Source organism: Pseudomonas wadenswilerensis (assembly GCF_024749185.1).
GTDB classification, from domain to species: Bacteria; Pseudomonadota; Gammaproteobacteria; order Pseudomonadales; family Pseudomonadaceae; genus Aquipseudomonas; species Aquipseudomonas wadenswilerensis.
Map to the genome: position 1 here is coordinate 1,519,667 of NZ_CP087191.1, position 25,378 is coordinate 1,545,044.

The following is a 25,378-nucleotide window of genomic DNA, read 5'->3' on the forward strand; positions in this document are numbered from 1 at the left end:
CCCTCAGCCTTCTACGGCCGCGGTCTTGCTGATCTGGCTGCCGGTCGCCAGACGGCTGGAAATGACGATGGCGAGGATGATCAGGACGCCGCCCAGGAGCATGCGCAGGGTCGGGGTTTCGGCAAAAATCAGCCAGGCCATGGCAATGCCGTAGACCGGCTCCAGGGCAAAGACCACTGCGGCGGTGCGCGCCTTGATCACCGCCAGGCTGGCGACGAACAGGCTGTGCGCCACACCTGTGCAGAATACGCCGAGCAGGCCGATCCACAGCCAGTCCATGGCGCTGACGGCGCCCAGCGCTGGCGCCGCCGCCGGCAACAGGCACAAGGCGACCACGGCGTTCTGGCACAAGGCTGCCTGCACCGCCGGAATCCGCCCGGAGCCGGCGCGGTTGGTCAATGACAGCAGCGAAAACAGCAGGCCCGAGAGCAACGCCCAGAGCAGCCCGCCGGTGGCCTGGCTGGCCAGGTCGAAGTCCGGGGTTACCAGCACCAGGCCGATGCTCACCAGCAGCACCAGAACGATCTCGTTGCTGCGGATGCGCTCGCGAAACAGCAGCCCTTCGAGGATCACGGTAAAGGCCGGGAAGCTGGCAAAACCCAGGGTGGCGATGGCGACGCCGGCGACTTTCACGGCGATGAAGAAACTTACCCAGTGCCCGGCCAGCAACACCCCGCCGAGCAGCAGACGGCGCCAGTCTTGAGCCTGCAGGGGCTGCCAGGCCTTACGCGCAAATCCTGCGAATATGGCCAAGGCCAGCACGGCAAAGGCGGCCCGGCCGAAGACGATGATTGCAGGCGCGGCGCTGGCCAACTTGCCGAACACGCCGGTGAGGCCGAAGAACAGTGCGCCGATGTGCAGGGCGCCGAGGGCAGTGCGGTGATTCATGGAGATCCTTGTGGTAGGCCAGGGCAGCGGCGCCAGTTTACGAGCCGGGCGCTGGCGCTGTCTGTCGCGGTCCTCGCGTCAATTGTCTGCAGAGTCGCGCCGCAGGGCGCCGGGGGAGCGGCCAAAGGCCTTGAGCATGGCGGCGGCAAAGGCGCTTTGCGAGCTGTAGCCGACCTGGCAGGCAATCTCGCCGATCGGCAAGCAGGTATCGCGCAGCAGTTGCCGTGCACGCAGCAGGCGGCGCTGGCGCACATAGTCCATGGGCGTGACCCCGCATTCGGCCATGAACCGCGCATGCAGGCGCGCGCTGGACAGCCCGGCCAGGCGCGCCAGGTCGGCCACCTGCAGCGGGTAGGCGGCGTTCTGCTCGATATGGGCGTCGAAGCGCGCGTAGGGCAGTGACCTTGTTGTCGCCGCCCGCGATGCGTCACTGCTCAGGCTGGCCAGCAGCAATACCGCACCTTGCTGGGCAATCAGCGGATCGTTGATCGGGCTGGCCGCCAGCCAGTCGACCAGTTGCTGCTGGCGATGGTCCAGGTTCAATGGCCCGGCCCGCTCCAGCAGGCGCTGGCTGGCGTCCAGGTGCCCGCCCAGACACTGGCTCAGCCAATTGTCGGTGGGGATATCCAGCACCAGGCAGTCGCTGCCGGCAGCACTGCCGCAGGTGTGGTGGCGGCCGGCCGGGACCACCATCAGTGCCTGGCGGTCAAGCCGCGCGCCGCGGCCTTCGACCTCGAATTCCAGGCGCCCGCGCAGGCCGAACACCAGTTGCGGGTGTTCGTGGCTATGGGCGATCAGGTCGTGGCGATAATGGCGCAGGGAAAGTATCGAGCCGCTGCTCATCGAAAGGTCCTCCGGCAATCGCCGCAGTGTACAGGCTGGGAGGCGGGCCGGGCATGTCATCAGATCGACACCTGGCGGTCACGGTCGATTCACCGCCGGTTGGCAAGCTGGCGCAAACCTTCCCGGAGCCTGCCGATGACCCGTGCCGAGCTTGCCAGACCCTCGCGCAAACAGCGCGTACGCACCTTGTGGATATCGGACGTGCACCTGGGTACCCGGGATTGCCAGGCTGAGCACCTGTCGCAGTTCCTCAAGGGCTACCAGGCGGACCGCATCTACCTGGTCGGCGACATCATCGATGGCTGGAAGCTGCGTGGCGGCATGTACTGGCCCCAGGCGCACACCAACGTGATCCGCCGTCTGCTGACCATGAGCAAGCGCGGCACCGAAGTCATCTACGTCACCGGCAACCATGACGAGTTCCTGCGCCGCTATTCCAAACTGGTGCTGGGCAACATCCAGCTGGTCGACCAGGCCGAGCACCTGACCGCCGATGGCCGGCGCCTGCTGGTGATTCATGGCGACCAGTTCGACGTGATCACCCGCTATCACCGCTGGCTGGCGTTTCTGGGCGATTCGGCCTACGAGTTCACCCTGACCCTCAACCGCTGGCTCAACCACTGGCGTGCGCGCTATGGCTATGGTTACTGGTCGTTGTCGGCGTACCTCAAGCACAAGGTCAAGACCGCGGTCAGCTTCATCAGCGACTTCGAGGAGGCCATCGCCCATGAATGCGTCAAGCGCGGTTTTCACGGCGTGGTCTGCGGGCATATCCACCATGCCGAGATCCGTAAGGTCGGCGAAGTGGATTACCTCAACTGCGGCGATTGGGTCGAGTCGTGCACGGCGCTGATCGAGCACTGGGATGGCACTATCGAACTCTATCGTCTGGCGGACGCGCAAGCCGAAGCCGCCCGGCGCCTGGCCGGGCTCGAAGAGCTGGTTGATTCAGGCAGTGGCGGCGGGTTGTTGTAGCGCGGCCTTGTAGATCGACTGCCGGGGCTGGGCGAACAGGCGCTGCAGCATCGGTTCGAAGAAGCTCAAGGGCTGGCTGTCGTAGCCCGGATCGAACGCCGCCGCATCGTAGCGGGCGCAGAACTCGATGGTTTGCTGGTATTGCGGATGGTCCTGGAATTGTTCGCGCAGGTGCCGGTCCATGCCCAGGTGGTGGAAAAAGTAGTAACCCTGGAAGACCCCGTGTTTTTCCACCATCCACAGGTTTTCCGGGCTGATGAAGGGCTTGAGGATGGCGGCGGCGATGTCCGGATGGTTGTAGCTACCGAGGGTGTCGCCGATGTCGTGCAGCAGTGCGCAGACTACATATTCCTCATCGCGCCCGTCGCGCCAGGCGCGGGTCGCGGTTTGCAGGGAGTGGCTCAGGCGGTCGATGGGAAAGCCGCCAAAGTCGCCGTCGAGCAGGCGCAGGTGCGCCAGGATGCGATTGGCCAGCTGGCTGGTATAGGCCCTGAAATCATCGGCGATGATCGCCCAGTCCTGCTCGGTACCGTCCTGCATGTGGATAAAACGGGCCTGCTGATTCATCGGCACTCCGAAGCGCGGTGTTTCAGGGCACTCTACCCCCACCATCGGTCGGGGCAGTGGCCGCGCGGGACGGGTTTCTGACCTTGCGGGCCGAAATCAGAAGCTGACCTTGCCGCGCAGCATGTCGCGGTACATGGCAAAGTCGCCGATCAGGCTGTACAGCGGGTGCTTGAAGGTGGCCGGGCGGTTTTTCTCGAAGAAGAAGTGGCCGACCCAGGCAAAGCCGTAACCGGCAAAGGGCAAGGCCAGCAGCAAAAGCCAGTTGCCGCTGCCCAGGGCAAAGGCGAGCAGGGCGATGACCAGGCTGGTACCGACAAAGTGCAGGCGACGGCAGGTGGGGTTGCTGTGCTCGCCCAGGTAGTAGGGGTAGAACTCGGCAAAACTGCGAAATTGCTGAGGGCTGTTCACGACACTGCTCCAGGGTCTGGTCGATCTGACGAAGATACACGGCGTGGAGCCTGATCTGAGTCTAGAGTGAGTAACACTACAGAGCAGTGACAATAGGCGCCAATTGAGTATCCTTTGAGTTCGCCGCAGGAGCGGCTTGTCGGTAAGAAAAGAAGCCAGCCATGAGCGAAAGAACCACTTCAGCAAGCTGGGCATCAGGGATCGTCAAGGCACTCGAACTGGAAGGGCTCGATTGCCGTGCCATGTTCAAGCAGCTCGGCCTGGATTTCGCCGCGCTCGATGACCCCGACGCACGTTTTACCCAGGATTCGATGACCCGCCTCTGGCAATTGGCGGTCGAGCTCTCCGGCAACCAGGCGATCGGCCTGAACATGGCGCGGGTGGTGCGCCCGGCTTCCTTTCATGTGGTCGGCTATGCGTTGATGTCGAGCCGCACCCTGGCCGAGGGTTTCGAGCGGCTGGTGCGTTATCAGCGGATCATCGCCGAAAGCTCCGACCTTAGTTTCCGTCTGGAGCCCGACGGCTATGCGCTGGTTCTTACCGTTCATGGCGATCACCTGCCGCCCACCCGACACAGCGCCGAAGCCTCGCTGGCCTGCGCCCTGTCGCTGTGCAGCTGGCTCAGCGGGCGGGTGATACAGCCGCGGCGGGTGCTGATCCAGGGCCCGCAGCCCAGGGACCTGACCCCTTACAAGACGGCATTCCATGCCCCGCTGGTATTCAGCGCGCCCTACGATGCGCTGGTGTTCGAACGTGCCGACATGGAGGCACCGCTGCCGACTGCCAACGAAGCCATGGCTGTGCTGCACGACCGTTTTGCCGGCGAATACCTGGCGCGCTTCTCGGAAAGCCGGGTCACCCACCGCGCACGCCAGGTGCTGTGCCGGGTCTTGCCCCAGGGCGAGCCCAAGCGCGAAACCATCGCCCAGGCCTTGCACCTGTCCCAGCGCACCTTGCAGCGGCGATTGCAGGAAGAAGGCACGAGCTTTCAGACGCTGTTGGACGATACCCGCCGCGAGCTTGCCGAGCAGTACCTGGCGCAAGCCAGCATGACCCTGCTGGAAGCCGCCTATCTTCTGGGGTTCGCCGACCCGAGCAACTTCTTCAGGGCGTTTCGCCGCTGGTTCGATATCACCCCGGGCGAGTACCGGGCGCGTTTGAGCGGGGCCGCGGCGGCCCCGGTAGAGAACGAGTCGGTCAGTGACGCCAGAACGCAGGCATACACAGCACCAGCACCGTAATGATCTCCAGACGGCCGAGCAGCATGCCGAACGCCAGGATCCACTTCGCCGCATCCGGCAGGGTGGCGAAGTTGCCGGCCGGGCCGATGGTTTCGCCCAGCCCCGGGCCCACTCCGGACACGGTACTGGCGGCGCCGGTCAGCGCGGTCATCCAGTCCACACCCAGCAGCGACAGGGCCAGGGCGATGACACAGATGGTGATGGCGAAGAAGAACGAGAAGGTCAGGATCGAACGCACGATCTCTTCATCGAGACGGTGGCCGTTGTATTTCTGCTTGATCACCGCCCGTGGGTGGATCAGCTGATTCAAGTTGGCCTTGAGCAGGATGTAGGCGACCTGGAAGCGGAAGATCTTGATGCCGCCGGCGGTCGAGCCCGAACAACCGCCAACGAAGCCCAGGTAAAAGAACAGCATCAGCGAGAAATTGCCCCACAGGCTGTAGTCGCCCAGGGCAAAGCCAGTGGTGGTGACCACCGAGGTCACGTTCAGGGCCACGTGACGCAGGGCGTCGAGCCAGTGCAGGTTGGTGGTGGCCCAATACCAGGTGCCCAGTACCAGCCAGGTCGCTACCAGCATTGCCAGCAAACCCTGAACCTGCTGATCCTTGATCAATGCCTTGCGATTGCCACGAATGGTCGCCACGTACAGGGCGAACGGCATACTGCCGAGAATCATCACCACCACCGCGACCCAGTGCACCGCCGGCATGTCCCACTTGGCCAGGGACTGGTCGGAGGTGGAGAAACCGCCGGTGGAGATCGCCGACATGGCGTGGTTGATCGCATCGAAGGGGTTCATGCCGGCCAGCCAGAAGGCCAGGGCGCCCAGGGTGGTGATGCCGATGTACACCAGCACGATCGATTTGGCGACCATGTGCGAGCGCGGCATGACCTTTTCCGAGCGGTCCGAGGATTCGGTCTGGAACAGGCGCATGCCACCGATACGCAGCAGCGGCAGGATCGCCACGGCCATGGCGATAAAGCCGATACCGCCGAGCCAGTGCAGCAGCGAGCGCCACATCAGGATGCCCGGTGACATGTTGTCCAGGCCGCTAAGCACGGTGGCGCCGGTGGCGGTGATGCCGGACATGCTTTCGAAAAAGGCGTCGGTGTAGCTGATGTGCTGGGTCAGCAAAAACGGCAGGGCGGCGAAAATGCACACCACCAGCCAGCTGCTGACCGTCAGCAGGTACATGTCGCGCGGGCGCAGGTGCACATGCTCGGGGCGGCCCTGAATGACCAGGGCAAGGCCTGCAATAAAGGTGATCATGCTGGCCCAGAGAAACGACGGCAGATCGCCCGTGCGGTCGAAGATCACCAGGGTGGCCATGGGCACAACCATGCTGATCGCCAGGGTGATCAGGAAGATGCCGATGATGAAACCAATGATCCTTAAGGTCGGCAACGCCATGTGATCTGCTCTGACTCGAAACGGAAGGGCGCCATTCTACCTATGGCCCCCTTTAAGTAAACGCTAGAATAGCCCGACATTTATTCACAAGGGGTAGCCAATGGAGGCTCTCGACGCATTGCTCAACCGTGTTTCGGTCCCACGCCTGATGGAGCCGGCACCCAATGCCGCACAACGCGAGGCGCTGTTCCAGGCCGCGCTGCGGGCGCCGGACCACGGCCAGTTGCGGCCCTGGCGCTTTTTGACGGTAGAAGGCGAGGCGCGGACGAAGCTTGGCGAACTGCTCGCCGAAGCGGTAAAGCTCAGCGGTGAGGCAAGTGAGGCGGCGCTGGACAAGGCCCGGGCCATGCCATTGCGGGCGCCGTTGCTGGTGGTTGTGGTAGCGCGCCTGCAGGATCATTTCAAGGTGCCGGCATCCGAGCAGCGTCTGGCGGCCGGTTGTGCCGCCCACGGTATTCTGCTGGCCGCCCATGCCCAGGGCATCGGCGCGGTGTGGCGCACCGGTGAGCTGTCGTACAGCAAGCATGTGGCCAAGGGGCTGGGGCTGGCGGATAACGAAGAGATCATCGCCTTCCTGTACCTGGGTACCCCGCAGCATGAGCCGCGCACGGCGCCAGTGCTGGCGACGGCTGACTTCGTCAGTGCCTGGGGGTAAGTTTTTGCAGGGGCTGTGCCGCCCCTACCGCCGGCAAGGCCGGCTTCCACAGTGGACCTGTGTGCACCGGACCTGTGGGAGCTGGCTTTGCCAGCGATGGGCTGCGCAGCAGCCCCGGCATTCTCAAGCCTTGCCCGGCCCGACTAGCGGCAATTCCAGCCTGGCCACAAACCCGCCTTCCGGGTGATTGCCCAGGCTCAGGTTGCCGCCGTGGCGCTCCGCCGCCTTGCGCGCAATCGCCAGGCCCAGGCCGTGGCCGGCGGCGCTTTGCCCGGGCGCACGGTAGAACGGCTCACCCAGTTGCGCCAAGTGCTCCGCGGCCACTCCCGGCCCGTGGTCACGCACGCTCAGCACTATCTTGTCGTTATCCCGTACCCCGGTAATTTCAATCGGTTGCCCAACCGGATTGAAACGCACGGCGTTGCGCAACAGGTTATCCAGCGCCCGTTCCAGTAGCGTCGGCCAGCCTTGCAGGTTGAGCCCGGTTTCATGCTGCAGCTGGATGTCCTGCTCCGGCGCACCCAATTGCGCGTCCTTGTGCACGGAGGCCAATAGCGCATCGAGGTCCACCGGCTCGGCCCGCGCCTGATCGGCATCGACCCGCGCCAGCACCAGAATCTCGCTGATCAGCGCTTCCAGGCGGTCGCATTCACGGGTAAGGCGTGGCCACAGGGCCTGGCGCTGCTCGGGTTCGGCACGTTCAGCCAGGGCCAGGGCGATGCGCAGGCGCGCAAGGGGCGAGCGCAGTTCGTGGGAAACGTCGCGTAACAGCTGGCGCTGGCTGCCGATCAGGCTCTGCAGCCGTGCACCCATGCGGTTGAAATCGTTGGCCAGCACGCCGAACTCGTCACGGCGGTTGGCCAGGCGCGCCAGGCTGTTCTGCTGGTAGGTGGTCTGCCCCAGGTCATGCACAGCGCCGCGCAGGCGGCTCAGCGGGCGGGTGATCGACAGCGTCACCAACAGGCTGAACAGGGTCAGCACCACTAGGGCGATCCCCAAGGCACTCAACGGCCAGAGCAAGCTGTCACGGTGCCAGGCGTCCAGTTCCGGGTGCGGGATGCGATAGATCAGCAGGTAGGTCTCACCGCTGTCGGGGCTGGTGTATTCCTCGGTCAGCCGTCGCCATGGCAGGCGCCGGTCATCATTGTGGCGGCGCGCCTCGAAGGCGGCGGCGCGGCGTGGGAAGGTGCCGGGAACCACCGCATCGCCACTGTCGTTGAGCACCTGCACATCGATGTTGTAGCGGCGCTTGCGGTGTTCCAGGTAGTGCTGGGCATATTCCGGCCCTTGCTGCTCATAGCGCTGGGTCCAGTTCTTGGCCAGGGTGTTGAGGCCCGGGTGGCGGCTGAGAATCCAGGCGTCCTGGTTCAACATGTGGCCGAGCAGGATCGACAGCCCGGCAACCAGGGCGATGGCCAGCCAGAAACTGGCCAGGACGCGCCAGAACAATGAACGCAAAAGAGGCACCTCTAACGGAAAAAGCCCGGCCTGCTGGGGCAGGCCGGGCGGGTGGCTGACAGCTTACTGGGCCTTGTTGGCTTTTTCAGCTTTCCAGGCTTTGAACTCGGCCCATTCGGCGCGGCGCTCGTCCTGCTTCTTCGTCATCTCGTCAAACTGCTTTTGCTGTTCAGGTTTGAGCAGGGCGCGAATTTCGGCCTGGGTTTTGTCTTTCTTGGCTTTGAGCTCGTCTTTCAGAGCCTTCTGGTCAGCGGCCGGGAGCTTTTCCAGGTAGCGCTGGGTGATTTCGTGGCGGCTTTTCATCTGCTCGCCCATCAGCGTGCCGATCTGCTGGCGCTGTTCACGGCTCAGGTCCAGCTGGGCGAAAGGCGCTCCACCGCGGTGGTGCTCGCCGTGACGCGGGCCGCCGGCATCTGGCATGGCCATGGCGACGGTGGGCAGGGCGGCAGCGAACATCAGGGCGATAAGGGTCTTGCGCATGGTGACTCTCCTTTCTGAGGCCGGTCGTTACCGGATGTGCCCAGTCTAGGGAGATCAAGGTCAGCGGCGGTCAGGCAAGGGTAAAGCTTGGGTAAAGATGCCGGCGCGCCGCGCTGACATTACAGGCTGTAGTAGTAACCGCGGCTGCGCAGGGCGACGATGCGCGGGCGGCCATCGGCGTGCGGGCCGATTTTCTTGCGCAGGTTGCTGACATGCATGTCCAGGCTGCGGTCGTACAGGGTCAGCTTGCGGCCCAGGGCGAGCTGCGCCAGTTCCTGCTTGTCCAGCGGCTCGCCGGGCTGGCGCAGCAGCGCTTCGAGGATGCGGCTTTCGGAGAGGGTCAGGGTCAGTTCGTGCTCGTCGATGCTGACCACGCCACGGGCCGGGCTGAAGCACAGGTCGCCGATTTCCACCTGGCTGGGCGTCGCATTGGGGTGGCTGCGGCGCAGCACGGCGCGCAGGCGGGCGGTGAGTTCGCGCGGATCGCAGGGTTTGGCCAGGTAATCGTCAGCGCCCAGCTCCAGGCCGAGAATCCGGTCCAGCGGCTCGCCACGGGCCGAAAGCATCAGCACTGGCATTTCGGCGTGTTCGCTGCGCAGTTGCTTGAGCAGCTCCAGGCCGCTGCCATCGGGCAGCATCACGTCCAGCACGACAGCGGCCGGCGCCTGTTCGGCCAGCGCTTTACGGGCGCTATGACCATCGTGGCAGGCACGTACCACGAAACCTTCCTGGGTCAGCCAGCTGCCGAGCAGCTCGCAGAGTTCCTGGTCATCATCAATCAGTAACAGCTCGCTCATGACTCACTCAATTCAACCATTGCCGACGCTTTCTGTGTCCGCCACTGGCAAAGATACCGCAGAGTGCCGCAAACAGGGCAACTGCGCCACCAATCAAAAACCATTGTTGCTGGTCGGTGATGAGTTTCGGCGCAGCGCTGGCCTGCAATTCCTTGAGCGCCAGTTTCAGGCGCTGGTTTTCCTGGCGCAGGCGGGTGAGCTGAGCGCTTTCGCGTTCGCTGTCGGCGTTGTGCAGTTGCTGGACCAGGGTTTCACGCAGGCGCTCGCTTTCCTTCAGGCGCTGTTGCAGCTCGGTGATCTGGCTGCCGGCACTGAGCGACAGCGGGGTGCTGGAGCTGGCGGGCTCTTCGGCCTGGGCCAATGGGGTCAGCAGCAACAGGCACAGCAGCAGGGACAACGGACCTTGACGCATCGGAACTCCTGATTCCATTGGATGGTTCAGGAGGTTGTCGGCCATCGGGCGAGAATAATGAGCAATTGCGAAGAGAAAGCTGCAAAGGGCGGTGCGCCGGCTCGGCCACCGCCCTTGGGCATTACGGCAGGACTTGCTTGAACGGCTTGACGATGACGTTGGCGTAGACGCCGGCGGCAATATACGGGTCGGCGTCGGCCCAGGCCTGGGCGGCGCTGAGCGAATCGAATTCGGCGACGATCAGGCTGCCGCTAAAGCCTGCGGCGCCCGGGTCGTTGCTGTCGATGGCCGGGTGCGGGCCGGCCAGGACCACGCGGCCTTGTTCCTTGAGCTGCAGCAGGCGCTCGATATGCGCCGGGCGTGCGGCCAGGCGTTTTTCCAGCGAATCGGCTACGTCTGTGGCAATGATGGCGTAAAGCATGTCATTCCTCGTGCTTGGGAGTGGAAGGCGGGGTGGTGGGGTCGCTGTCGTGCAGGTGACGGGACAGGTAGACGCCCTGGGCCACCAGGAACAGCACGGTCATGCCCAGGCTGCCGAATACCTTGAAGTCGACCCAGATGCTCTGGAAGGTGAAGGCGACGAACAGGTTGGCCGCGCCGCAGAACAGGAAAAAGCCGATCCAGGCGATGTTCAGGCGCGTCCATACTGGCTCCGGCAGGGCCAGGGCGTGACCCATGATGCGCTTGATCAGCACCCGGTCACCGATGAAGTGGCTGCCGGTGAAGGCCAGGGCGAACAGCCAGTTGACCACCGGCGCCTTCCATTTGAGGAAGGTTTCACTGTGGAAGGCCAGGGTCAGGCCACCGAACACCAGGCAGGCGACCAGGGTCAGCCACTGGCCTTTCTCCAGCTTGCGCTGACGAAGGAACAGGGCGCCGTAGACCACCAGCGAGCTGATGATCAGCATCGCCGTGGCGCTGTAGATGCCACCGAGCTCGAAGTTGTGCCCGGCGAATTCAACAGCGCGCGGTTCGAGCTTGTAGACGATGAAGAACAGGAGCAGCGGGATGAAATCGATGAATTGTTTCACAGTGGCAGCCAGAAGCAGGATGTGACGGCATAATAACAAACATCAATGACAGCGAAAGCGCCACCTATGAATGTTGATCTGCACTGCCACAGTACGGCCTCCGACGGCGCCTTGTCGCCAACGGTCCTGGTCGCCCGGGCCCATGAGCACGGCGTGCGGATGCTCTCGCTGACCGACCACGACACCCTCGAAGGCCAGCTCGAAGCCCGCGCTGCGACCCAGGCCCTGGACATGCAGTGGGTCAGCGGCATCGAGCTGTCGTGCACCTGGGGCGGGGCGACCATCCACATACTGGGTTACAACTTCCCCCTCGACGCCACGCCTTTACAGGCCGCCGTCGAGTCGCTGCACCGTGGCCGCTGGCTGCGCTCGGAAGAAATCGACCGACGGTTGGCGCTCAAAGGCATGAAAGGTGCGCTCGACGGCGCCCGGGCCATTCAGCAGGAGTTGGGCGACAGCGGCAATGCCCCGGCGCGCCCGCATTTTGCCGAGTACCTGGTGCGCGCAGGCTACGTAAAAGACCGCGCCGAGGCGTTTCGCAAGTGGCTGGGGGCCGGCAAGCTGGGTGATGTGAAACTGCACTGGCCGACGCTGGAAGAGACCGTCGAGACCCTGCGCCAGTCCGATGCCTGGGTCAGCCTGGCCCACCCGATGCACTACGATTTAACCCGCAGCAAGCGCCGCCGGCTGATTGCCGACTATATTCAAGCAGGCGGGCAGGCACTGGAAGTGGTCAACGGCATGATGCCGGCTGAACAGGTAGGCACCCTGTCGATCCTGGCCCGTGAATTCGGTCTGCTGGCCAGTGCCGGCAGTGATTTCCATGGCCCTGGCACCTGGGGCGAGATCGGTGTCTACCGGCCATTGCCAGAGGACCTGCCACCACTGTGGCGCCGATTCAAACATGAGCAGCCTATCGCGGCAGTCTGAACAGGAAGAGAACGTGAGTCAGTTTTTCCAGATTCATGCGGAAAACCCGCAACCGCGCCTGATCAAACAGGCCGTCGAAATCATTCGCAAGGGCGGCGTGGTGGTCTATCCAACAGACTCCTCCTACGCCATGGGTTGCCAGATCGGCGACAAGAACGCCATTGAACGGGTTCGCCGCCTGCGCCAGCTGGACAAGAACCACAACTTCACCCTGATCTGTTGCGACCTGTCGCAGATGGGCCTGTTCGCCAAGATCGACACGGCTACCTTCCGCCTGCTCAAGGCCCATGTGCCAGGGCCGTATACCTTCATCCTCAACGCCACCCGCGAAGTGCCGCGCCTGCTGCTGCACGAAAAGCGCCGCACCATCGGCCTGCGCGTGCCGTCCAACCCGATTGCCCTGGCCCTGCTCGAAGAACTCGGCGAGCCGCTGATGAGCGTCAGCCTGATCATGCCCGGCGAAGACGAGCCGATGACCGACCCCTACGAGATCCGCCAGGCCCTGGAACATCACGTCGACCTGATCATCGATGGCGGCTTTGGTGACCTCAAGGCCTCGACCGTGATCAACCTGGCCGGCGATGAACCGGAAGTGATCCGCGTCGGTTGCGGCGACCCTGCGCCGTTCATGGTCGAAGCGTGAGCCAGGCCACCACCACCGAACCGAGCATCGACCCGCAAGCAGGCGCCCAGCAGGAACTGCCGCTGGTACTGGTGTATGGCGAAGCCATGACCGAGATGCCGGTGGACCTGTACATTCCGCCGGATGCCCTGGAAGTGTTCCTCGAGGCTTTCGAAGGCCCGCTGGACCTGCTGCTGTACCTGATCCGCAAGCAGAACGTCGATATCCTCGACATCCCGGTAGCGGAAATCACCCGCCAGTACATGGGCTACGTCGAACTGATGAAGACCGTGCGTCTGGAACTGGCCGCCGAGTACCTGGTGATGGCGGCGATGCTTGCCGAGATCAAGTCGCGGATGCTGCTGCCGCGCTCCGTCGAGGTCGAGGAAGAGGAAGCCGACCCGCGCGCCGAGCTGATTCGCCGTCTGCAGGAATACGAACGCTTCAAAGCTGCCGCCGAAGGCATCGATGGTCTCAGCCGGGTCGGCCGCGAGGTGATCGTGCCGCGCCTGGACGCGCCGCAGGCGAAGGCGCGCAAGCTGGTGCCCGAGGTCAGCCTGGAAGAGCTGCTGGTGTCGATGGCCGAAGTACTGCGCCGCGGTGATCTGTTCGAAAGCCACCAGGTCAGCCGTGAGGCGCTGTCGACCCGCGAACGCATGAGCGAAGTGCTCGAGCGCCTCAAGGGGGGCGGCTTCGTGCCCTTCGTCGAACTGTTCACGGCCGAGGAAGGCAAGCTCGGGGTGGTGGTGACTTTCATGGCGATTCTCGAACTGGTCAAGGAATCCTTGATCGAACTGGTGCAAAATGAGCCTTTTGCGCCGATCCATGTCCGCGCCCGCGCCGAGTAACAACTGAGCAAGCCCATGAACCTGAATGAACCGCGCGACCTGGCGCCCCTGCTCGAGGCTTTTTTGCTGGCCTCGGGCAAACCGCAATCCCTCGAGCGCCTGTACGAGCTGTTCGAGGAAGCCGAGCGCCCGGAGCCTGCGGTGTTCAAGAAGGCTCTGGAGGTGCTGCGCAAGTCCTGCACCGGCCGCGCCTTCGAGCTCAAGGAAGTGGCCTCGGGTTTCCGTTTGCAGATTCGCGAGGACTACGCGCCCTGGGTCGGCCGGCTGTGGGAAGAGCGCCCGCAGCGCTACTCCCGGGCACTGCTGGAGACCATGGCGCTGATCGCCTACCGCCAGCCCATCACCCGCGGCGAGATCGAAGATGTGCGCGGTGTGGCGGTCAACACCAACATCATCAAGACCCTGCTCGAGCGCGAGTGGATTCGTATCGTCGGTTACCGTGAAGTGCCCGGCAAACCGGCAATGTTCGCTACCACCAAGGCTTTTCTCGACCACTTCAACCTGAAGAATCTCGACGAACTGCCGCCACTGGCCGAACTGCGCGAGATGGAGCCGGAGCCCGAACCGCTACTGGCGCTGGACGACGCGCCGGTGCCGGCGCATTTGCAGGCCCTGGCCGATGCCAGCGCCGAGCCGGAAGAGCCCCAGGAAGAAACCAGCTTCCGCAGCTTGCTGACCGAGCTGGACGCCATGGAAGAAGGGCTGAAGACCGATTTCGATGACCTGATCGACGAGGCGCCTGCCGACCTTGACGCCGAACCACTGGAAACCGAACCGCAAATGCCGCGCGAGTAACTTCAGCCGCTGGGCGCGAAGCGCCGGCAACTTTTACAATTTCGGCTAGTCTCAGGTGCGTTCACGCCGCGATCAGCGTATGATTCGCGACCCTTTTTGGCGCTTGTCCGCCATACCAGATTTTTGTAAATACACCGGGAGGTGCCCAGCATGAGTGAAAAAGACCTGCAAGAAACCCAGCCATTGCCGCCATCAGGCGAGAAACTGCAAAAAGTTCTCGCCCGTATCGGTGTGGGTTCGCGCCGTGACGTCGAGGCCTGGATCAGCCAGGGCCGGATCAAGGTCAATGGCGTCAATGCCAGCCTTGGCCAGCGTGTCGACCTGCACGATGCGATCTCGGTCGACGGCCGCGTGATCAAGCGCGAAGAAGCCGCTGAAACCGTGCGCCGGGTGATCATGTACAACAAGCCCGACGGCGAGATCTGCACCCGTGACGACCCGGAAGGCCGTCCGACCGTGTTCGACCGCCTGCCACGGCCGAAAGAAGGCCGCTGGATCAATATCGGCCGCCTCGACATCAACACCACCGGCCTGCTGATGTTCACCACCGACGGTGAGCTGGCCAACCGCCTGATGCACCCGTCCTACGAAATGGACCGTGAGTACGCGGTGCGCGTGCGTGGTGAAGTCGACGAAGACATGATTGCCCGCCTCAAGGCCGGTGTCGTGCTCGAAGACGGCCCGGCGCGTTTCACCGATATCCAGGAAGCCCCTGGCGGTGAAGGCTTCAACCATTGGTACCACTGCGTGGTGATGGAAGGCCGCAACCGTGAAGTACGCCGCCTGTGGGAATCCCAGGGCCTGGTGGTCAGCCGCCTGAAGCGCGTGCGTTTCGGTCCGGTGTTCCTCAACTCCGACCTGCCGATGGGCCGCTGGCGCGAAATGAGCCAGCAGGAAGTCGACATCCTCGCCGCCGAAGTGGGCCTGACCCCGGTGGCCATGCCGGCACTGAACCACAAGAGCAAGGACAAGCTCGAGCGCCTGCAGCGCAAGTCCACCCGTCCTTTGGGCCGTGGTGAGCGCGTGCGTAACCTGCGTCCGGCTCAGGATGGCGCTGCTACCGGCGAGCGCCCTGCGCGCCAGCCCCGGGGTGAAGCCGAGCGTCCGGTTCGTCAGCCGCGTGGCGACGAGCGTCCAGCCCGTCAACCGCGTGGCGAGGCCCCACGCAAGGACAGCGGCCGTGGCAGCACCGTGGCCGAGCGCCCGAGCGACATGAACAAGCGCGGCAAGCCGGCGCCCAAGCGTCCGGGCAGCACCCGCAACAAGCCGCGCCCGTAAGTCGGGTGGGGTAGGAGCCAACCTTCGGGTTGGCTTTTTTTGCCCGAATTTCCTTGTCTTACAGACACTTCCGTAAGGTGTGGCAAGTTTTTAAACCACCTTGTAAATAAATCGTTACAAATACTGGCCGATAAGCGGGCCTTCGGTGCAGATCTTCCCCGCTGTAAACAGAACTTGCCGGAACGCCCGGGCCAGGGCGCTTTACGTGCCCGTCAACGGCTTGTTCGCAAGCCCTGGGAACGGTGAGATAGGCGCCATTGCCGTGTGCAAAGCCGGGCCGGAGAGCCGGGCATTCAATAAGAACAAATGGAGGCGCCATGTACGCCAATTACCCCCCCAGGCTAGAACCCTTCCTCAGGACCGGTGCGTTTTGTCGTCAGACAGTTACGCAACGTGTTGACCCCTGCGCGTCTGTAGGGGTATACAATGCGCCGCGTTTTAACTGTGACCCCAATGCGTACCGCGCACTCTTGCTGACACCCGGCTGATTCGCCCACGGCTTTTGCCCTGGATGGGCAGCAGTTGTCCAAGATCTTCAAGGTAATCACCTTGTTAATTCCGCTGCGCCACGAGCGCGGTGGGTCCGATTCCGTCACAGATAAAAACAAGCAGGTGACTTCGTTCATGAGTGGACAAAACACACATTCAGGCGAGCTGAAACGCGGCCTGAAAAATCGCCATATCCAGTTGATCGCCCTGGGCGGTGCAATCGGTACCGGGCTGTTCCTGGGTTCGGCCGGGGTGATGAAGTCGGCGGGCCCGTCGATGATCCTCGGCTATGCGATCTGTGGCTTCATCGCCTTCATGATCATGCGCCAGCTCGGCGAGATGATCGTCGAAGAGCCGGTGGCCGGTTCCTTCAGTCACTTCGCGCACAAATACTGGGGCGGTTTCGCTGGCTTCCTGTCGGGCTGGAACTGCTGGATGCTGTACATCCTGGTGGGTATGTCGGAACTCACCGCGGTCGGCAAGTACGTGCACTACTGGTGGCCGGAGATCCCGACCTGGGCCTCGGCGGCTGCCTTCTTCATCCTGATCAACGCGATCAACCTGGCCAACGTCAAAGTGTTCGGCGAGGCCGAGTTCTGGTTCGCGATCATCAAGGTCCTGGCCATCGTCGGCATGATCGCCCTGGGCAGCTGGATGCTGGCCAGCGGTAGCGGCGGCCCGCAGGCTTCGGTGAGCAACCTGTGGGAACACGGCGGCTTCTTCCCCAATGGCGTCAGCGGCCTGGTGATGGCCCTGGCGATCATCATGTTCTCTTTCGGCGGCCTGGAAATGCTCGGTTTCACCGCAGCCGAAGCCGAAAAGCCGAAGACCGTGATCCCCAAAGCGATCAATCAGGTGATCTACCGCATCCTGATTTTCTACATCGGTGCCCTGGTGGTGCTGCTGTCGCTGACCCCATGGGACAGCCTGGTCACCAGCCTCGATGCGGCCGGTGGTACCTATGGCGCCAGCCCGTTCGTGCAGGTTTTCTCGCTGCTGGGCAGTGATGTTGCCGCACACATCCTCAACTTCGTGGTCCTGACCGCGGCGCTGTCGGTGTACAACAGCGGTACCTATTGCAACGCGCGCATGCTCTACGGCATGGCCGAGCAGGGCGATGCCCCGGCGGGCCTGGCGAAGATCGACAAGCGCGGCGTGCCGGTGCGTTCGATCATGGCTTCGGCTGCGGTGACCCTGGTTGCGGTGCTGCTCAACTACTTCATCCCGCAGCATGCGCTGGAACTGCTGATGTCGCTGGTGGTTGCCGCCCTGGTGATCAACTGGGCAATGATCAGCTACTCGCACCTGAAGTTCCGCCAGCACCTGAACAAGACCGGCCAGACCCCACTGTTCAAGGCCCTGTGGTACCCCTATGGCAACTACATCTGCCTGGCCTTCGTGGTGCTGATCCTGGGCATCATGCTGCAGATCCCGGGCATCCAGATTTCGGTCTATGCGATTCCGGTCTGGCTGCTGGTGATGGGCGTGTGCTACAGCCTGAAAACCAACCGCAGCAAAGCGGCGGCCGCGGCAACCCCGGCATCGCTTAAACGCTGATTCACCCGGTTGAAAAAAACGCCCCGCTCTGCGGGGCGTTTTTGTTTACAGGTAGATGATCTCGATCGTGGCCGAGCCGTCGAGGTGGATGTCCTGGCGGTTGTCCAGCTCGTCGGTGGCAGCGATCACCGGCATGATGTTGATCGGCGTGCTCAGGTGGCGGATGGCGATCGGGCCGCTAATGTTGTTCTCGACATCGTTGAAGCCGAGCAGGGTGGTGGTGGTCAGCGGTTTGCTGGTACTGCCCGCGGTGCTCCAGCCCGTGCCGCGGGTCGACTGGGTGATGTACACCGCCGGCAACTGGTCGGCGCTGATGTGCAGCGGGTCGATCTGCACCTCGTACAGGCCGATCTTGTTCTCGCTGGCATCACGGCCCAAACCATAGAAGTTAAGGGAGTCGACCACGGCGCTGCCATCGCGGTTGTCCTGCATCAGCAGGGCATAGCGCGCCGGGCTGTCGCACTGGATCGACAGGTTCAGCTGGCGCGTGGGCAGACGCGTGCGTTTGTCGCTGTTCAGGGTCTGCATGCTGATCTTGCCGTAATTCACCACCCCGCCCTGGGACAGCATCGGCGTGCAGGCCGCTGGCTGGATCTGCCATTGCAAGGCAAGTTCTGCATGGCTGCCGGGTAGCGGAGCAACGAACTGCCCGGTTGTACGGAACGCGGTCGACTCGCGCACTTCAAAGGCCTTGGCGGACAGTTCGGCTTCGAATACCAGGTTCAGGCTCAGGCTGCGGCCTTGCACCGCCTTGCCGGCGCGGACGGGGACAATGCCACTACGCGGTTGCCAGCCCAGCGAGCCACTGGCCGGGCCCGGTAGCGCGCCGGCCTGCTCGATCCGGGCCAGGTCGACTCGCTCGCCGTCGACAAAGGCATCCTCGGCACGCATTCGGTAGTGACCGCCAGCGGCCAGTTCGAAGCGCTCGGTATCCAGGGCATTGGCTGTGTAGAACAGGCTCAGGTCGGTGGGTTCGCTGCAGCTCAAGGTCAATTGGGCGGTTTTCTCCAGTAGCGCCAGGCCCGGGCTGCCGGGTTGCAGGCGGGTTCGGTCGAGGGTGCCATAGTCCAGCGGCGCCGGAGTGACGTGCAGTCGGCATTCGCCGGCAATGGCAGTCAGCGGCAGGCTGAAGAGAAGAAGCAATACAAGCTGGGAATTTTGCCGGGTGTTCATGATTTGACGCGTCCTCACCAGAGCGGTGTGTGGAAGGACGACACAACGTGTGGCTGCCGTCTGGCGTCATGTCGTCGCGAAAGGGCTTCAACTGCAGGTGCGTTGGACCTGGGTGTAGTAGCTGTCGCTGACGGCGACAGTGTCGGGGTCAAGGGTCACGCGGCACTCGCGGGCCTGGTGGTCGCTGACGATCAGGTGACCGATATCGGCGCTGTTGTCGATGAACACCAGTCCGCCCGGTTGCACCAGGTTGATGAAGCGCCCGCGGTCGTCGAACACCGAAGCGCCACTGGCCAAGGGCTGGCCGCTGTCGTCGAGCAAGGTCAGCAGTACCCGGCGGGTACTCCAGGCCCGGAAACTCAGGCGCGGCACTGCCCCGCGACTGGCGTGCAGCACACCGGCACCCTGGTCGACATTGATGTGGGTCGGCAGGCTCTGGCTGTCTACCTCGACCGGGCTTTTGCCATAGGCGGCCAGCGAGGCGATTACCGCGTTGCCGGCGTAGTCGGTCCACACCGGCCCGCTGGGCGTGCTGGCCTTGACCCCGGAGGTGTCGGTGACCGAAAGGATCGCGAAGGTGTCGCGGATCGGGTAGGGCGAGGGTGTGATCCCGGCGCCATGTACCGCGATACCGCCGCGCAGGCCCAGGTTGTAGTTGGTGTTATCGCCATCGCCGCTGTAGTTCAGGTCCAGTTGGGTGTAGCGCGGTAACGCGGAAAGACCGGCGCTGGCCAGGGTGCTGGAATCGCCCGAACGGTGCTCGGCACCCAGGCGGTAGCCAAAGCTGTCGTTGACCTGTTCGTTGTAGGCAACGGTACTGGTGGTGCTGGTGTCGTTATGGCGCACGCTGCTGCGCAGGCGCCGACGACCATCCAGCGGGAGGCTGGCGCTGAAGTACAGGGCGTCGTCGTTGTAGCCATCGTTGCTTCCGAGGGCTTTTTCCACCGTCGCCGAGAGCGTTACACCGTTGTAGCTGTTGCCCCAGGACAGGAACAGCCGCTGGCTGCTGTCGTGCTCGTAATAAGTGGTTTGCGTGTAACCCAGATTGAGGCTGCCCAGGGTGTGGCTGGCCCAGCGCAGGCTGGTGCTGAACTGGTCGCGGTAGCTGGAGATGAGCTGATCGTTGTCGCGGTAGGTGCTGTCGAGCAATTCGCGGTAGCCGCGGCTGCGGTGGTTGCCGGCCACCAGGCTGCTCCATTGTTCGTGCAGTTGCCAGTTGAGCTGGCCGCCCAGTTGCGCACCTTGTTGATCAAGGCTGCTGGCGTGTGTGCCGATGGCAAAGACTTCAGCGCTGACCCGTGGCGTGAGCGCCGTGCCGAGGCTGGCGCCCAAGCTGCGATAGCCCTGGGCGAGGATCAGGCCGCTGCTCAAGCTTGAGGTATTACCCAGGGCGCCGGTCTGGCCCAGGCTCACCACCGCCGGGTCGTCCGTGCCATGAACATGACTGCGCACCACGCCGGCGCCGACACTGTAACCGCTTTGCGGGCGGGCGCTGGTCGCCAGGCTGGCCGGCACGCGAAAGCGCCGTTGCTCGCCATTGGTCTCGATCACCGTTACTTCCAGGTCCGAGCGCGAGGTAATGCGCGGTATGTTAGTGAGGGTGAAGGGCCCGGGCTGCACCACCGTGCTGTACAGCAAGGCGCCGTTCTGGTGCACCTCGACCCGCGCCTGGCTGTTGGCGATGCCTTGTACGCTGGCGGTGTCCAACTGTGATAGCAGGCCGTACTCGGGAGTGACCTGCGCACCGATGATCTGCGCCCCGTTGAGCACCGGGTTGACCAGGCTGATCTCGCCGGCCTGGAACAGGCTGCGCTGCTGGGCGAAGCTGCGTTGCACATAAGTGTCGAGCATCTCGCTGCGCACCTTGCCGTCGAAGCGGCTGTGCACCTGGCGGCTGCGCAGGATCCAGTTGTCCAGGTTCACCCCCACTTCGGTGTTGGCTGCGGCATAACGGCTGGATTCACCGTCATAGCGGTTGAACGAGCCGAAGATGTCATAGTTCAACAACCCGGCGACACCGCCCTGGCTGTAGCCATCGGCCCATTGCCGCTCGTCCCGCAGCGCCTGGTCCGGCACGAACAACCGCACCTGGTGCTGACCGGGTTGCAATTCGACCTGGGCCTGGGGGAAGGCCGTGCCCAGGGCCCGGCAGTCCGGGTCGGTGGGCATGTCCTGTTCATCCAGGGTGGTGGACCATTCGGCGGGTTGGCGCAGCCCGGCGAAGGCCAGCAAGGCGTCATCGACGCACAGGCTGCCATCTTCGCCGAAACGCGCCTGGGTGGTGCCCTTGTCGCGGCCGTTGACGCTCAGGCTGACCTGCTGGCGCCCAGGCGGGAAGCGCGTTTGCCGGCCGAACAGAGCGGCAAGTTTAGGGTCGATACCGCGCTGGCGCAGTACCTCCTGGTCGAACACGCTGTGCTCCGGCGGGGTGGGTTCATTGGCCGCGCGCGCCGGCTTGAAAGTCTCAAGGCCCAGCAGGGTGAGACACAACCCCAGTATCAATTGCTCGCGCGGACGGGGTTTGCCAATGGCATCAACGATGACCTTCACAGGATGCTTGCCTCATAGGGATCGACCGCAAAGCCATAGACCGTGGCCGGTTGAAAGCGCACGGTGTTGGCCGCGGCGGCGGCATCAGGCAAGTCGAGGGTGATGGTTTCGTTGGCCAGCACGTAGGTGCGGCCAAGGTCGAGGGCGTGCTGGCCGGGCAGCAGTTTCAGTTCCTGGGCCAGGCGCACCACGTAGGGCGTGTTGTTCTCCACCCGCAGCTGTTTGCCGTCGATGCGCCAGGCCAGGCCTTTCCAGGGTTCGCTGTTGCGCGCCAGGCCCTTGGGGTGAAGGATCACCGGCAGGTTCTGGCGCACGCCGAAGTTGACCCGCATAGCCCCGGGGTCACCCGGCGCGGTTTCGCGGATGCCTTCGAAGATCACCCGGCGCAGGCGTTGGGTCTGCAGCGGCTCGTTACCCACGTAGTGGAAGATCACCTGCTGCTCTTTGCCTGCCTCTACCCGGGCCACCGTGGGCTGCACCACCAGCAGGTTGTCGGTGTCTTCACTCGGGTTTTCGATGAACACCGCCAGCAGGGCGGCATGGGGGTCGGTGTTGGTGACCACGAAGTCGCTGCCGTTGGCGCGGGCTTCTTCAACGATCACCACCGAAGTCCGGGGCACCATACCGTCGGCGTGTACCTGTATCAGAGGTAGGGTGCAGATGAGAATCGCAGGCAGCAGGCTGCCGGCAAAGGATTTGCACGCAATAGTCATGGTTGTAAGGTTCTTGTGCGGTGCCGAGCGCCGCTCCCCTCGAGTTGCATCCGGCAAGCTCGAAGCGGGGGAGTGCGCTGGCCGTGGAGTAGGACCGGGTCGCGAGAATCCTTGTTCACGACCCCTGGAGTGAGCGACTAGAGATAGACCAGCTCAACGGTCGTACTGCCGTCCAGCTCTACGCGGTCGCTGAAAGGCAGCTCCTTTTTGACATGACCATGGATGTTCATGACGACGCTCACGCTGCTCGCTGCTGAAGGCCTGGGCTCGACACCCGTGGAGAAGCCCAGTCGAAACTGCGGCCAGTACCCTGCTTCCTCAACCATGCCGGTCGAGACAATCTTCCAGGAGTTGCCGGAATCCATTGATTCCACGGTCGTGCCTTGCGCCCCATCGATCAGGACATCTTCGCTATTCCATCTGAGCCGGTATCCACCAATGTTCTGGTCCTGATGCTTGCCAAGGCCGAACACTGCCCCGGCAGCCTGGCCGCTGTCTCGGCGATTGTCATTGGCGATGAGGGCAAAGGTCGCCGGGGTGTTGCACTCAATGGAGAGGTTTAGCGACTTTGCAGGCAGCAGGTAGCCGTAAGAGATCTCTTCAAGCTCGGTTACCGCGAGGGAGCCATAATCAACCACACCGCCGTTGGCGAATGTCGGGGCACACGCCGATGGCGTAATGTTGCCGGTTACGGTCAGGTCTGTGGTCGCGGCCATGGCCGTGGCAGACGCCAGGCTCACAAGCACCGCAAGGGACAGTGCAGACTTTTTCACAACGCTTTCCTTCTGGTGTTGGCGGTTGCTGGTGGCCCGTATCGCGAATACGGTCATCCCCCCCCAGGTAACGGGCAGCAGGGAGGGGATGGCGTTCGGTGGGCTCTTGTGTCAGCGGCGGGTGTTAGAGGTAGATGACTTCGATGGTCGCGCTGCCGTCCAGCTCCATGGCGCCGTTCAGGGTCAGGCCTTTGTTGATACTGCCGCGCACATCCATGGTTACGTTGACACTGGTTGCTGGCGTCGGGCCCAGGTTAGTGCCAATGGAGAATCCCGTGAGAGCATTTGGCACTCGCCCAGCGTCTTGAAGGACGCCGTCGCCGATTTCGTTCCAACTGTTGCCGCCATCCTCGGATAGCAGGTTGAGGCCTTGTGTGCCGTCGACCACGGTGCTTTCGTACTGCCAGGTCATGCCATATTGCCCGATCGACTGATCCTGGTGTTTGCCAAGCCCGAATAGCCACGGGCTGGCGGGGCTGCTGTCGCGGCGGTTGTCGTTGGCGATCAAGGCGAAGGTGGTCGGTGCGCTGCATTCAATGGCGAAGTTCAAGGACTTCGCCGGCAGGTTGTACTGGCTGGGGGTGTCTTCGAGGTCGGTCAAGGCGAGGCTGCCGTATTCGACCAAGCCGCCATTGCTCAAGGTTGGCGTGCAGGCGGCGGGGGTGATGATCCCGGTCACGGTCAGGTCAGTGGTGGCAGCCATAGCGTTGGCCGTTGCCAGGGACATCAGCACAGCAAGGGACAGGACGGAGTTTTTCACAACGGTTTTCCTTTTAAATGTTGGTGTTGGGTACTGCGAGATGTCCCGTTTCGCGAGCGCAGTTGACCGCTCCCTGGCCAATGGCAGGGAAAAGTCTCGGGCGTTCGGCGGGATCTTTTATGCGGTCGGTGAAGGACCGCTACGCGTTTGCGTTCTGTGACCGGCTAGAGGTACTGCAGCTCGATGACCATGTGCCCATCCAGCAGCTCTTCGTCCAGATGTGTCATGTCGTTGCGCAGCCAGCCTGTAACCTCCAGGCGCAGGTTCAACTGCTCGGCGGCTGACGGGCTGCTCTGGCCGCGCCGGGCAAAGCCCAGGCGTGAGTCGGGCTTGTCGCCCAGGTGCTCGAAGCCGCCACCGGGCATACGAGTCCAGGTGCTGCCTTTGTCTTCGGAATAGAGGGTGTCGGCTGGCAGGCTGTCGAGGGTCGCGTCACTGTCCGCCCACACCGCGCTGTAAAAGCCCAGGGCCTCGCCGCTGGTGGTGGTGCCCAGACCGAAAGCCCTGGGCGCTGGCATCGAGGCGCTATCGCGGCGATTGCCGGTGGCTACCAGGGCGAAACGGGTTGGACGGTCGCAAACGACGGTGAAGGTCAGGTTGCGCGGCGGCAGGATCGAGTGATCGGGAATGACGGGTTGGGGAGGGAGTTCTGGCATGGAAATATTGCCGAAATCGACCTGGCCGCTTCCGGAAAGCGACGGCGTGCAGGCTGCCGGGGTGATGGTGCCGCTGATGTTGACGTCAGTACTGCTGGCATGTGCGCCAGCACTGACAAAGGTCAGCAGTGCGGTCAGGGTGCACAAACGTTTGGTGTTCATTGTTCGGTCCTTTGAAAATGAATGAACCTCCGTGCCGTTGTTGGTCTTATGCAGGAATCGGCAGCGGATGGCTCTTCAGGCAGCGCAAGGCAAGCTTGCTCTGCCAGTTACCAGGGACGAATCCCTGATCCTGTGTCATCCGTGACGATTTTTCACACGTTTTTGTTAGACGATAGAGCGTGCGAATGTTTGGTTTTATGTGCTTTGCTTGGCCTTGCCCAGGGTAAACAGCGGGAGCATAGTGCTCGGCAAGGCCGTCTGTGTTGTTCGGATGCCGATTATGCCCAAAAAAATGTTCGTGTAAAGGGGTTTTGATTGAAAAATTGTGCAAATACTGCACCGAAATCGGCAGAGAGCGGAGAGCGATTGCGCCAGGAGCGTACCCGTCTGGGCTTGCGTCAGGATGATTTCGCCCAGCTTGGCGGGGTCAACCGCAATACCCAGGGCAGTTATGAAAAAGGCGAGCGCAACCCGGACGCCGCTTACCTGGCGGCGGTAGCAGGCGCAGGTGTCGATGTGCGATACGTGATTACGGGGGTGCGCACGATTGATGGTGGCGCTTCGTTGAACGAGCCGGAACAGCGATTGCTGGCTCAATACCGATCATTGGCTATCGCCGACCAAGAAGTTGTGCATAGAATTGTCGGGGCCATGCACGACGCGAAAGGTAGTGGCGCATAGCTATTATCTCAATTTTCCTACGAAACGCTCGGAACGGTCCTGGTGGGTCCGCAGGGAATTGCTCGTAACGTCGATGCATTCAGTCTCGTTAGGGAAGGGTGATCATGTCGGAGCATAAAACCTGCGCATTCAACACGGAAAGTGACGCTTCATCGGTGCAAGCCTTGAGCGAAGTCGAAAACGAGCTACTGATTTTGTTTCGCCAATTGTCCCCAGTTGATCAGG

General features: G+C 63.0%; 26 protein-coding genes and 1 pseudogene. 10 read left to right on the forward strand and 17 right to left on the reverse strand.

Features of this window, described 5'->3' with window-relative positions:
• Positions 1-3: 3 nt before the first annotated feature.
• The gene (locus LOY45_RS07010; protein ID WP_258578895.1) at positions 4-888 is read right to left on the reverse strand and encodes a DMT family transporter; all 885 of its coding nucleotides are present in this window, start codon (positions 886-888) and stop codon (positions 4-6) included.
• A gap of 78 nt (positions 889-966) precedes the next feature.
• A complete protein-coding gene (locus LOY45_RS07015) occupies positions 967-1,731 on the reverse strand; it encodes an AraC family transcriptional regulator (protein WP_134063724.1) in 765 nt (254 codons plus the stop codon).
• 135 nt (positions 1,732-1,866) lie between these two features.
• Here LOY45_RS07015 and LOY45_RS07020 point away from each other — a divergent pair, with 135 nt between their 5' ends.
• Positions 1,867-2,706, forward strand: a complete 840-nt coding sequence (locus LOY45_RS07020; RefSeq protein ID WP_115088169.1) for a UDP-2,3-diacylglucosamine diphosphatase — start codon at positions 1,867-1,869, stop codon at positions 2,704-2,706.
• On the opposite strand, the gene LOY45_RS07025 is transcribed toward LOY45_RS07020, so the two are convergent.
• Both LOY45_RS07025 and LOY45_RS07030 read right to left on the reverse strand, forming a co-directional pair.
• Positions 2,680-3,273: an HD domain-containing protein gene (locus tag LOY45_RS07025; RefSeq protein ID WP_115088168.1), complete on the reverse strand. Its 594-nt coding sequence runs from the start codon at positions 3,271-3,273 to the stop codon at positions 2,680-2,682. The genes LOY45_RS07020 and LOY45_RS07025 overlap by 27 nt on opposite strands.
• 96 nt (positions 3,274-3,369) lie before the next feature.
• Positions 3,370-3,681: an Mpo1-like protein gene (locus LOY45_RS07030; RefSeq protein ID WP_115088167.1), complete on the reverse strand. Its 312-nt coding sequence runs from the start codon at positions 3,679-3,681 to the stop codon at positions 3,370-3,372.
• A gap of 161 nt (positions 3,682-3,842) precedes the next feature.
• Here LOY45_RS07030 and LOY45_RS07035 point away from each other — a divergent pair, with 161 nt between their 5' ends.
• On the forward strand, positions 3,843-4,922 hold the full coding sequence (locus LOY45_RS07035; RefSeq protein WP_134063718.1) for an AraC family transcriptional regulator: 1,080 nt from the start codon (positions 3,843-3,845) through the stop codon (positions 4,920-4,922).
• Here the strand turns inward: LOY45_RS07035 and LOY45_RS07040 are convergent.
• Positions 4,879-6,333: a TrkH family potassium uptake protein gene (locus tag LOY45_RS07040; protein WP_115088165.1), complete on the reverse strand. Its 1,455-nt coding sequence runs from the start codon at positions 6,331-6,333 to the stop codon at positions 4,879-4,881. The two genes, LOY45_RS07035 and LOY45_RS07040, sit on opposite strands and share 44 nt — an antisense overlap.
• Before the next feature lie 100 nt (positions 6,334-6,433).
• On the opposite strand from LOY45_RS07040, the gene LOY45_RS07045 reads away from it, so the two are divergent.
• Entirely contained in the window at positions 6,434-6,988 is a 555-nt protein-coding gene (locus LOY45_RS07045) for an NAD(P)H nitroreductase (RefSeq protein WP_134063716.1), read from the forward strand.
• 123 nt (positions 6,989-7,111) lie between these two features.
• On the opposite strand, the gene LOY45_RS07050 is transcribed toward LOY45_RS07045, so the two are convergent.
• From LOY45_RS07050 to LOY45_RS07075, 6 genes are all read right to left on the reverse strand, one after another.
• Positions 7,112-8,446: a sensor histidine kinase gene (locus LOY45_RS07050; RefSeq protein WP_258578896.1), complete on the reverse strand. Its 1,335-nt coding sequence runs from the start codon at positions 8,444-8,446 to the stop codon at positions 7,112-7,114.
• A gap of 63 nt (positions 8,447-8,509) precedes the next feature.
• The gene (locus LOY45_RS07055; RefSeq protein WP_115088162.1) at positions 8,510-8,926 is read right to left on the reverse strand and encodes a Spy/CpxP family protein refolding chaperone; all 417 of its coding nucleotides are present in this window, start codon (positions 8,924-8,926) and stop codon (positions 8,510-8,512) included.
• A 119-nt stretch (positions 8,927-9,045) separates the two neighbouring features.
• The gene (locus LOY45_RS07060; protein WP_258578897.1) at positions 9,046-9,723 is read right to left on the reverse strand and encodes a response regulator transcription factor; all 678 of its coding nucleotides are present in this window, start codon (positions 9,721-9,723) and stop codon (positions 9,046-9,048) included.
• 7 nt (positions 9,724-9,730) lie between these two features.
• Complete coding sequence (locus LOY45_RS07065) at positions 9,731-10,135, reverse strand: SH3 domain-containing protein (protein WP_115088160.1); 405 nt, start codon at positions 10,133-10,135, stop codon at positions 9,731-9,733.
• A 121-nt stretch (positions 10,136-10,256) separates the two neighbouring features.
• Positions 10,257-10,556: a YciI family protein gene (locus LOY45_RS07070; RefSeq protein ID WP_115088159.1), complete on the reverse strand. Its 300-nt coding sequence runs from the start codon at positions 10,554-10,556 to the stop codon at positions 10,257-10,259.
• 1 nt (position 10,557) lies between these two features.
• Positions 10,558-11,166: a septation protein A gene (locus tag LOY45_RS07075; protein ID WP_205125916.1), complete on the reverse strand. Its 609-nt coding sequence runs from the start codon at positions 11,164-11,166 to the stop codon at positions 10,558-10,560.
• A 66-nt stretch (positions 11,167-11,232) separates the two neighbouring features.
• On the opposite strand from LOY45_RS07075, the gene LOY45_RS07080 reads away from it, so the two are divergent.
• From LOY45_RS07080 to LOY45_RS07105, 6 genes and pseudogenes are all read left to right on the forward strand, one after another.
• Positions 11,233-12,096, forward strand: a complete 864-nt coding sequence (locus LOY45_RS07080) for a PHP domain-containing protein (protein WP_134063712.1) — start codon at positions 11,233-11,235, stop codon at positions 12,094-12,096.
• Between the two features lie 13 nt (positions 12,097-12,109).
• Complete coding sequence (locus tag LOY45_RS07085; RefSeq protein ID WP_115088156.1) at positions 12,110-12,739, forward strand: L-threonylcarbamoyladenylate synthase; 630 nt, start codon at positions 12,110-12,112, stop codon at positions 12,737-12,739.
• Positions 12,740-12,867: 128 nt separating this feature from the next.
• Positions 12,868-13,566: a segregation and condensation protein A gene (locus tag LOY45_RS07090; RefSeq protein WP_166675712.1), complete on the forward strand. Its 699-nt coding sequence runs from the start codon at positions 12,868-12,870 to the stop codon at positions 13,564-13,566.
• A 15-nt stretch (positions 13,567-13,581) separates the two neighbouring features.
• Positions 13,582-14,358 (forward strand): annotated as a pseudogene (gene scpB, locus LOY45_RS07095) (SMC-Scp complex subunit ScpB); the annotation flags it as partial.
• Positions 14,359-14,511: 153 nt separating this feature from the next.
• Positions 14,512-15,639 (forward strand): 23S rRNA pseudouridine(2605) synthase RluB, encoded by a 1,128-nt coding sequence (gene rluB / locus LOY45_RS07100; RefSeq protein ID WP_115088153.1) that lies wholly within the window; start codon positions 14,512-14,514, stop codon positions 15,637-15,639.
• Positions 15,640-16,263: 624 nt separating this feature from the next.
• A complete protein-coding gene (locus LOY45_RS07105; protein WP_115088507.1) occupies positions 16,264-17,685 on the forward strand; it encodes an amino acid permease in 1,422 nt (473 codons plus the stop codon).
• A gap of 45 nt (positions 17,686-17,730) precedes the next feature.
• Here the strand turns inward: LOY45_RS07105 and LOY45_RS07110 are convergent, their stop codons facing one another.
• The 6 genes from LOY45_RS07110 to LOY45_RS07135 all read right to left on the reverse strand — a co-directional run bounded on the left by LOY45_RS07110 (position 17,731) and on the right by LOY45_RS07135 (position 24,472).
• Complete coding sequence (locus LOY45_RS07110; protein ID WP_258578898.1) at positions 17,731-18,858, reverse strand: DUF1120 domain-containing protein; 1,128 nt, start codon at positions 18,856-18,858, stop codon at positions 17,731-17,733.
• A gap of 87 nt (positions 18,859-18,945) precedes the next feature.
• Positions 18,946-21,408 (reverse strand): fimbria/pilus outer membrane usher protein, encoded by a 2,463-nt coding sequence (locus tag LOY45_RS07115; protein ID WP_258578899.1) that lies wholly within the window; start codon positions 21,406-21,408, stop codon positions 18,946-18,948.
• Entirely contained in the window at positions 21,405-22,121 is a 717-nt protein-coding gene (locus LOY45_RS07120) for a fimbria/pilus chaperone family protein (protein WP_258578900.1), read from the reverse strand. The genes LOY45_RS07115 and LOY45_RS07120 overlap by 4 nt, the downstream gene beginning before the upstream one ends.
• 137 nt (positions 22,122-22,258) lie before the next feature.
• On the reverse strand, positions 22,259-22,894 hold the full coding sequence (locus tag LOY45_RS07125) for a DUF1120 domain-containing protein (RefSeq protein WP_258578901.1): 636 nt from the start codon (positions 22,892-22,894) through the stop codon (positions 22,259-22,261).
• A 124-nt stretch (positions 22,895-23,018) separates the two neighbouring features.
• Positions 23,019-23,654, reverse strand: a complete 636-nt coding sequence (locus LOY45_RS07130) for a DUF1120 domain-containing protein (RefSeq protein WP_233673955.1) — start codon at positions 23,652-23,654, stop codon at positions 23,019-23,021.
• Positions 23,655-23,818: 164 nt separating this feature from the next.
• Positions 23,819-24,472: a DUF1120 domain-containing protein gene (locus LOY45_RS07135; RefSeq protein ID WP_115088147.1), complete on the reverse strand. Its 654-nt coding sequence runs from the start codon at positions 24,470-24,472 to the stop codon at positions 23,819-23,821.
• Between the two features lie 366 nt (positions 24,473-24,838).
• Here LOY45_RS07135 and LOY45_RS07140 point away from each other — a divergent pair, with 366 nt between their 5' ends.
• On the forward strand, positions 24,839-25,153 hold the full coding sequence (locus LOY45_RS07140; protein ID WP_115088146.1) for a helix-turn-helix domain-containing protein: 315 nt from the start codon (positions 24,839-24,841) through the stop codon (positions 25,151-25,153).
• Positions 25,154-25,378 lie beyond the last annotated feature (225 nt).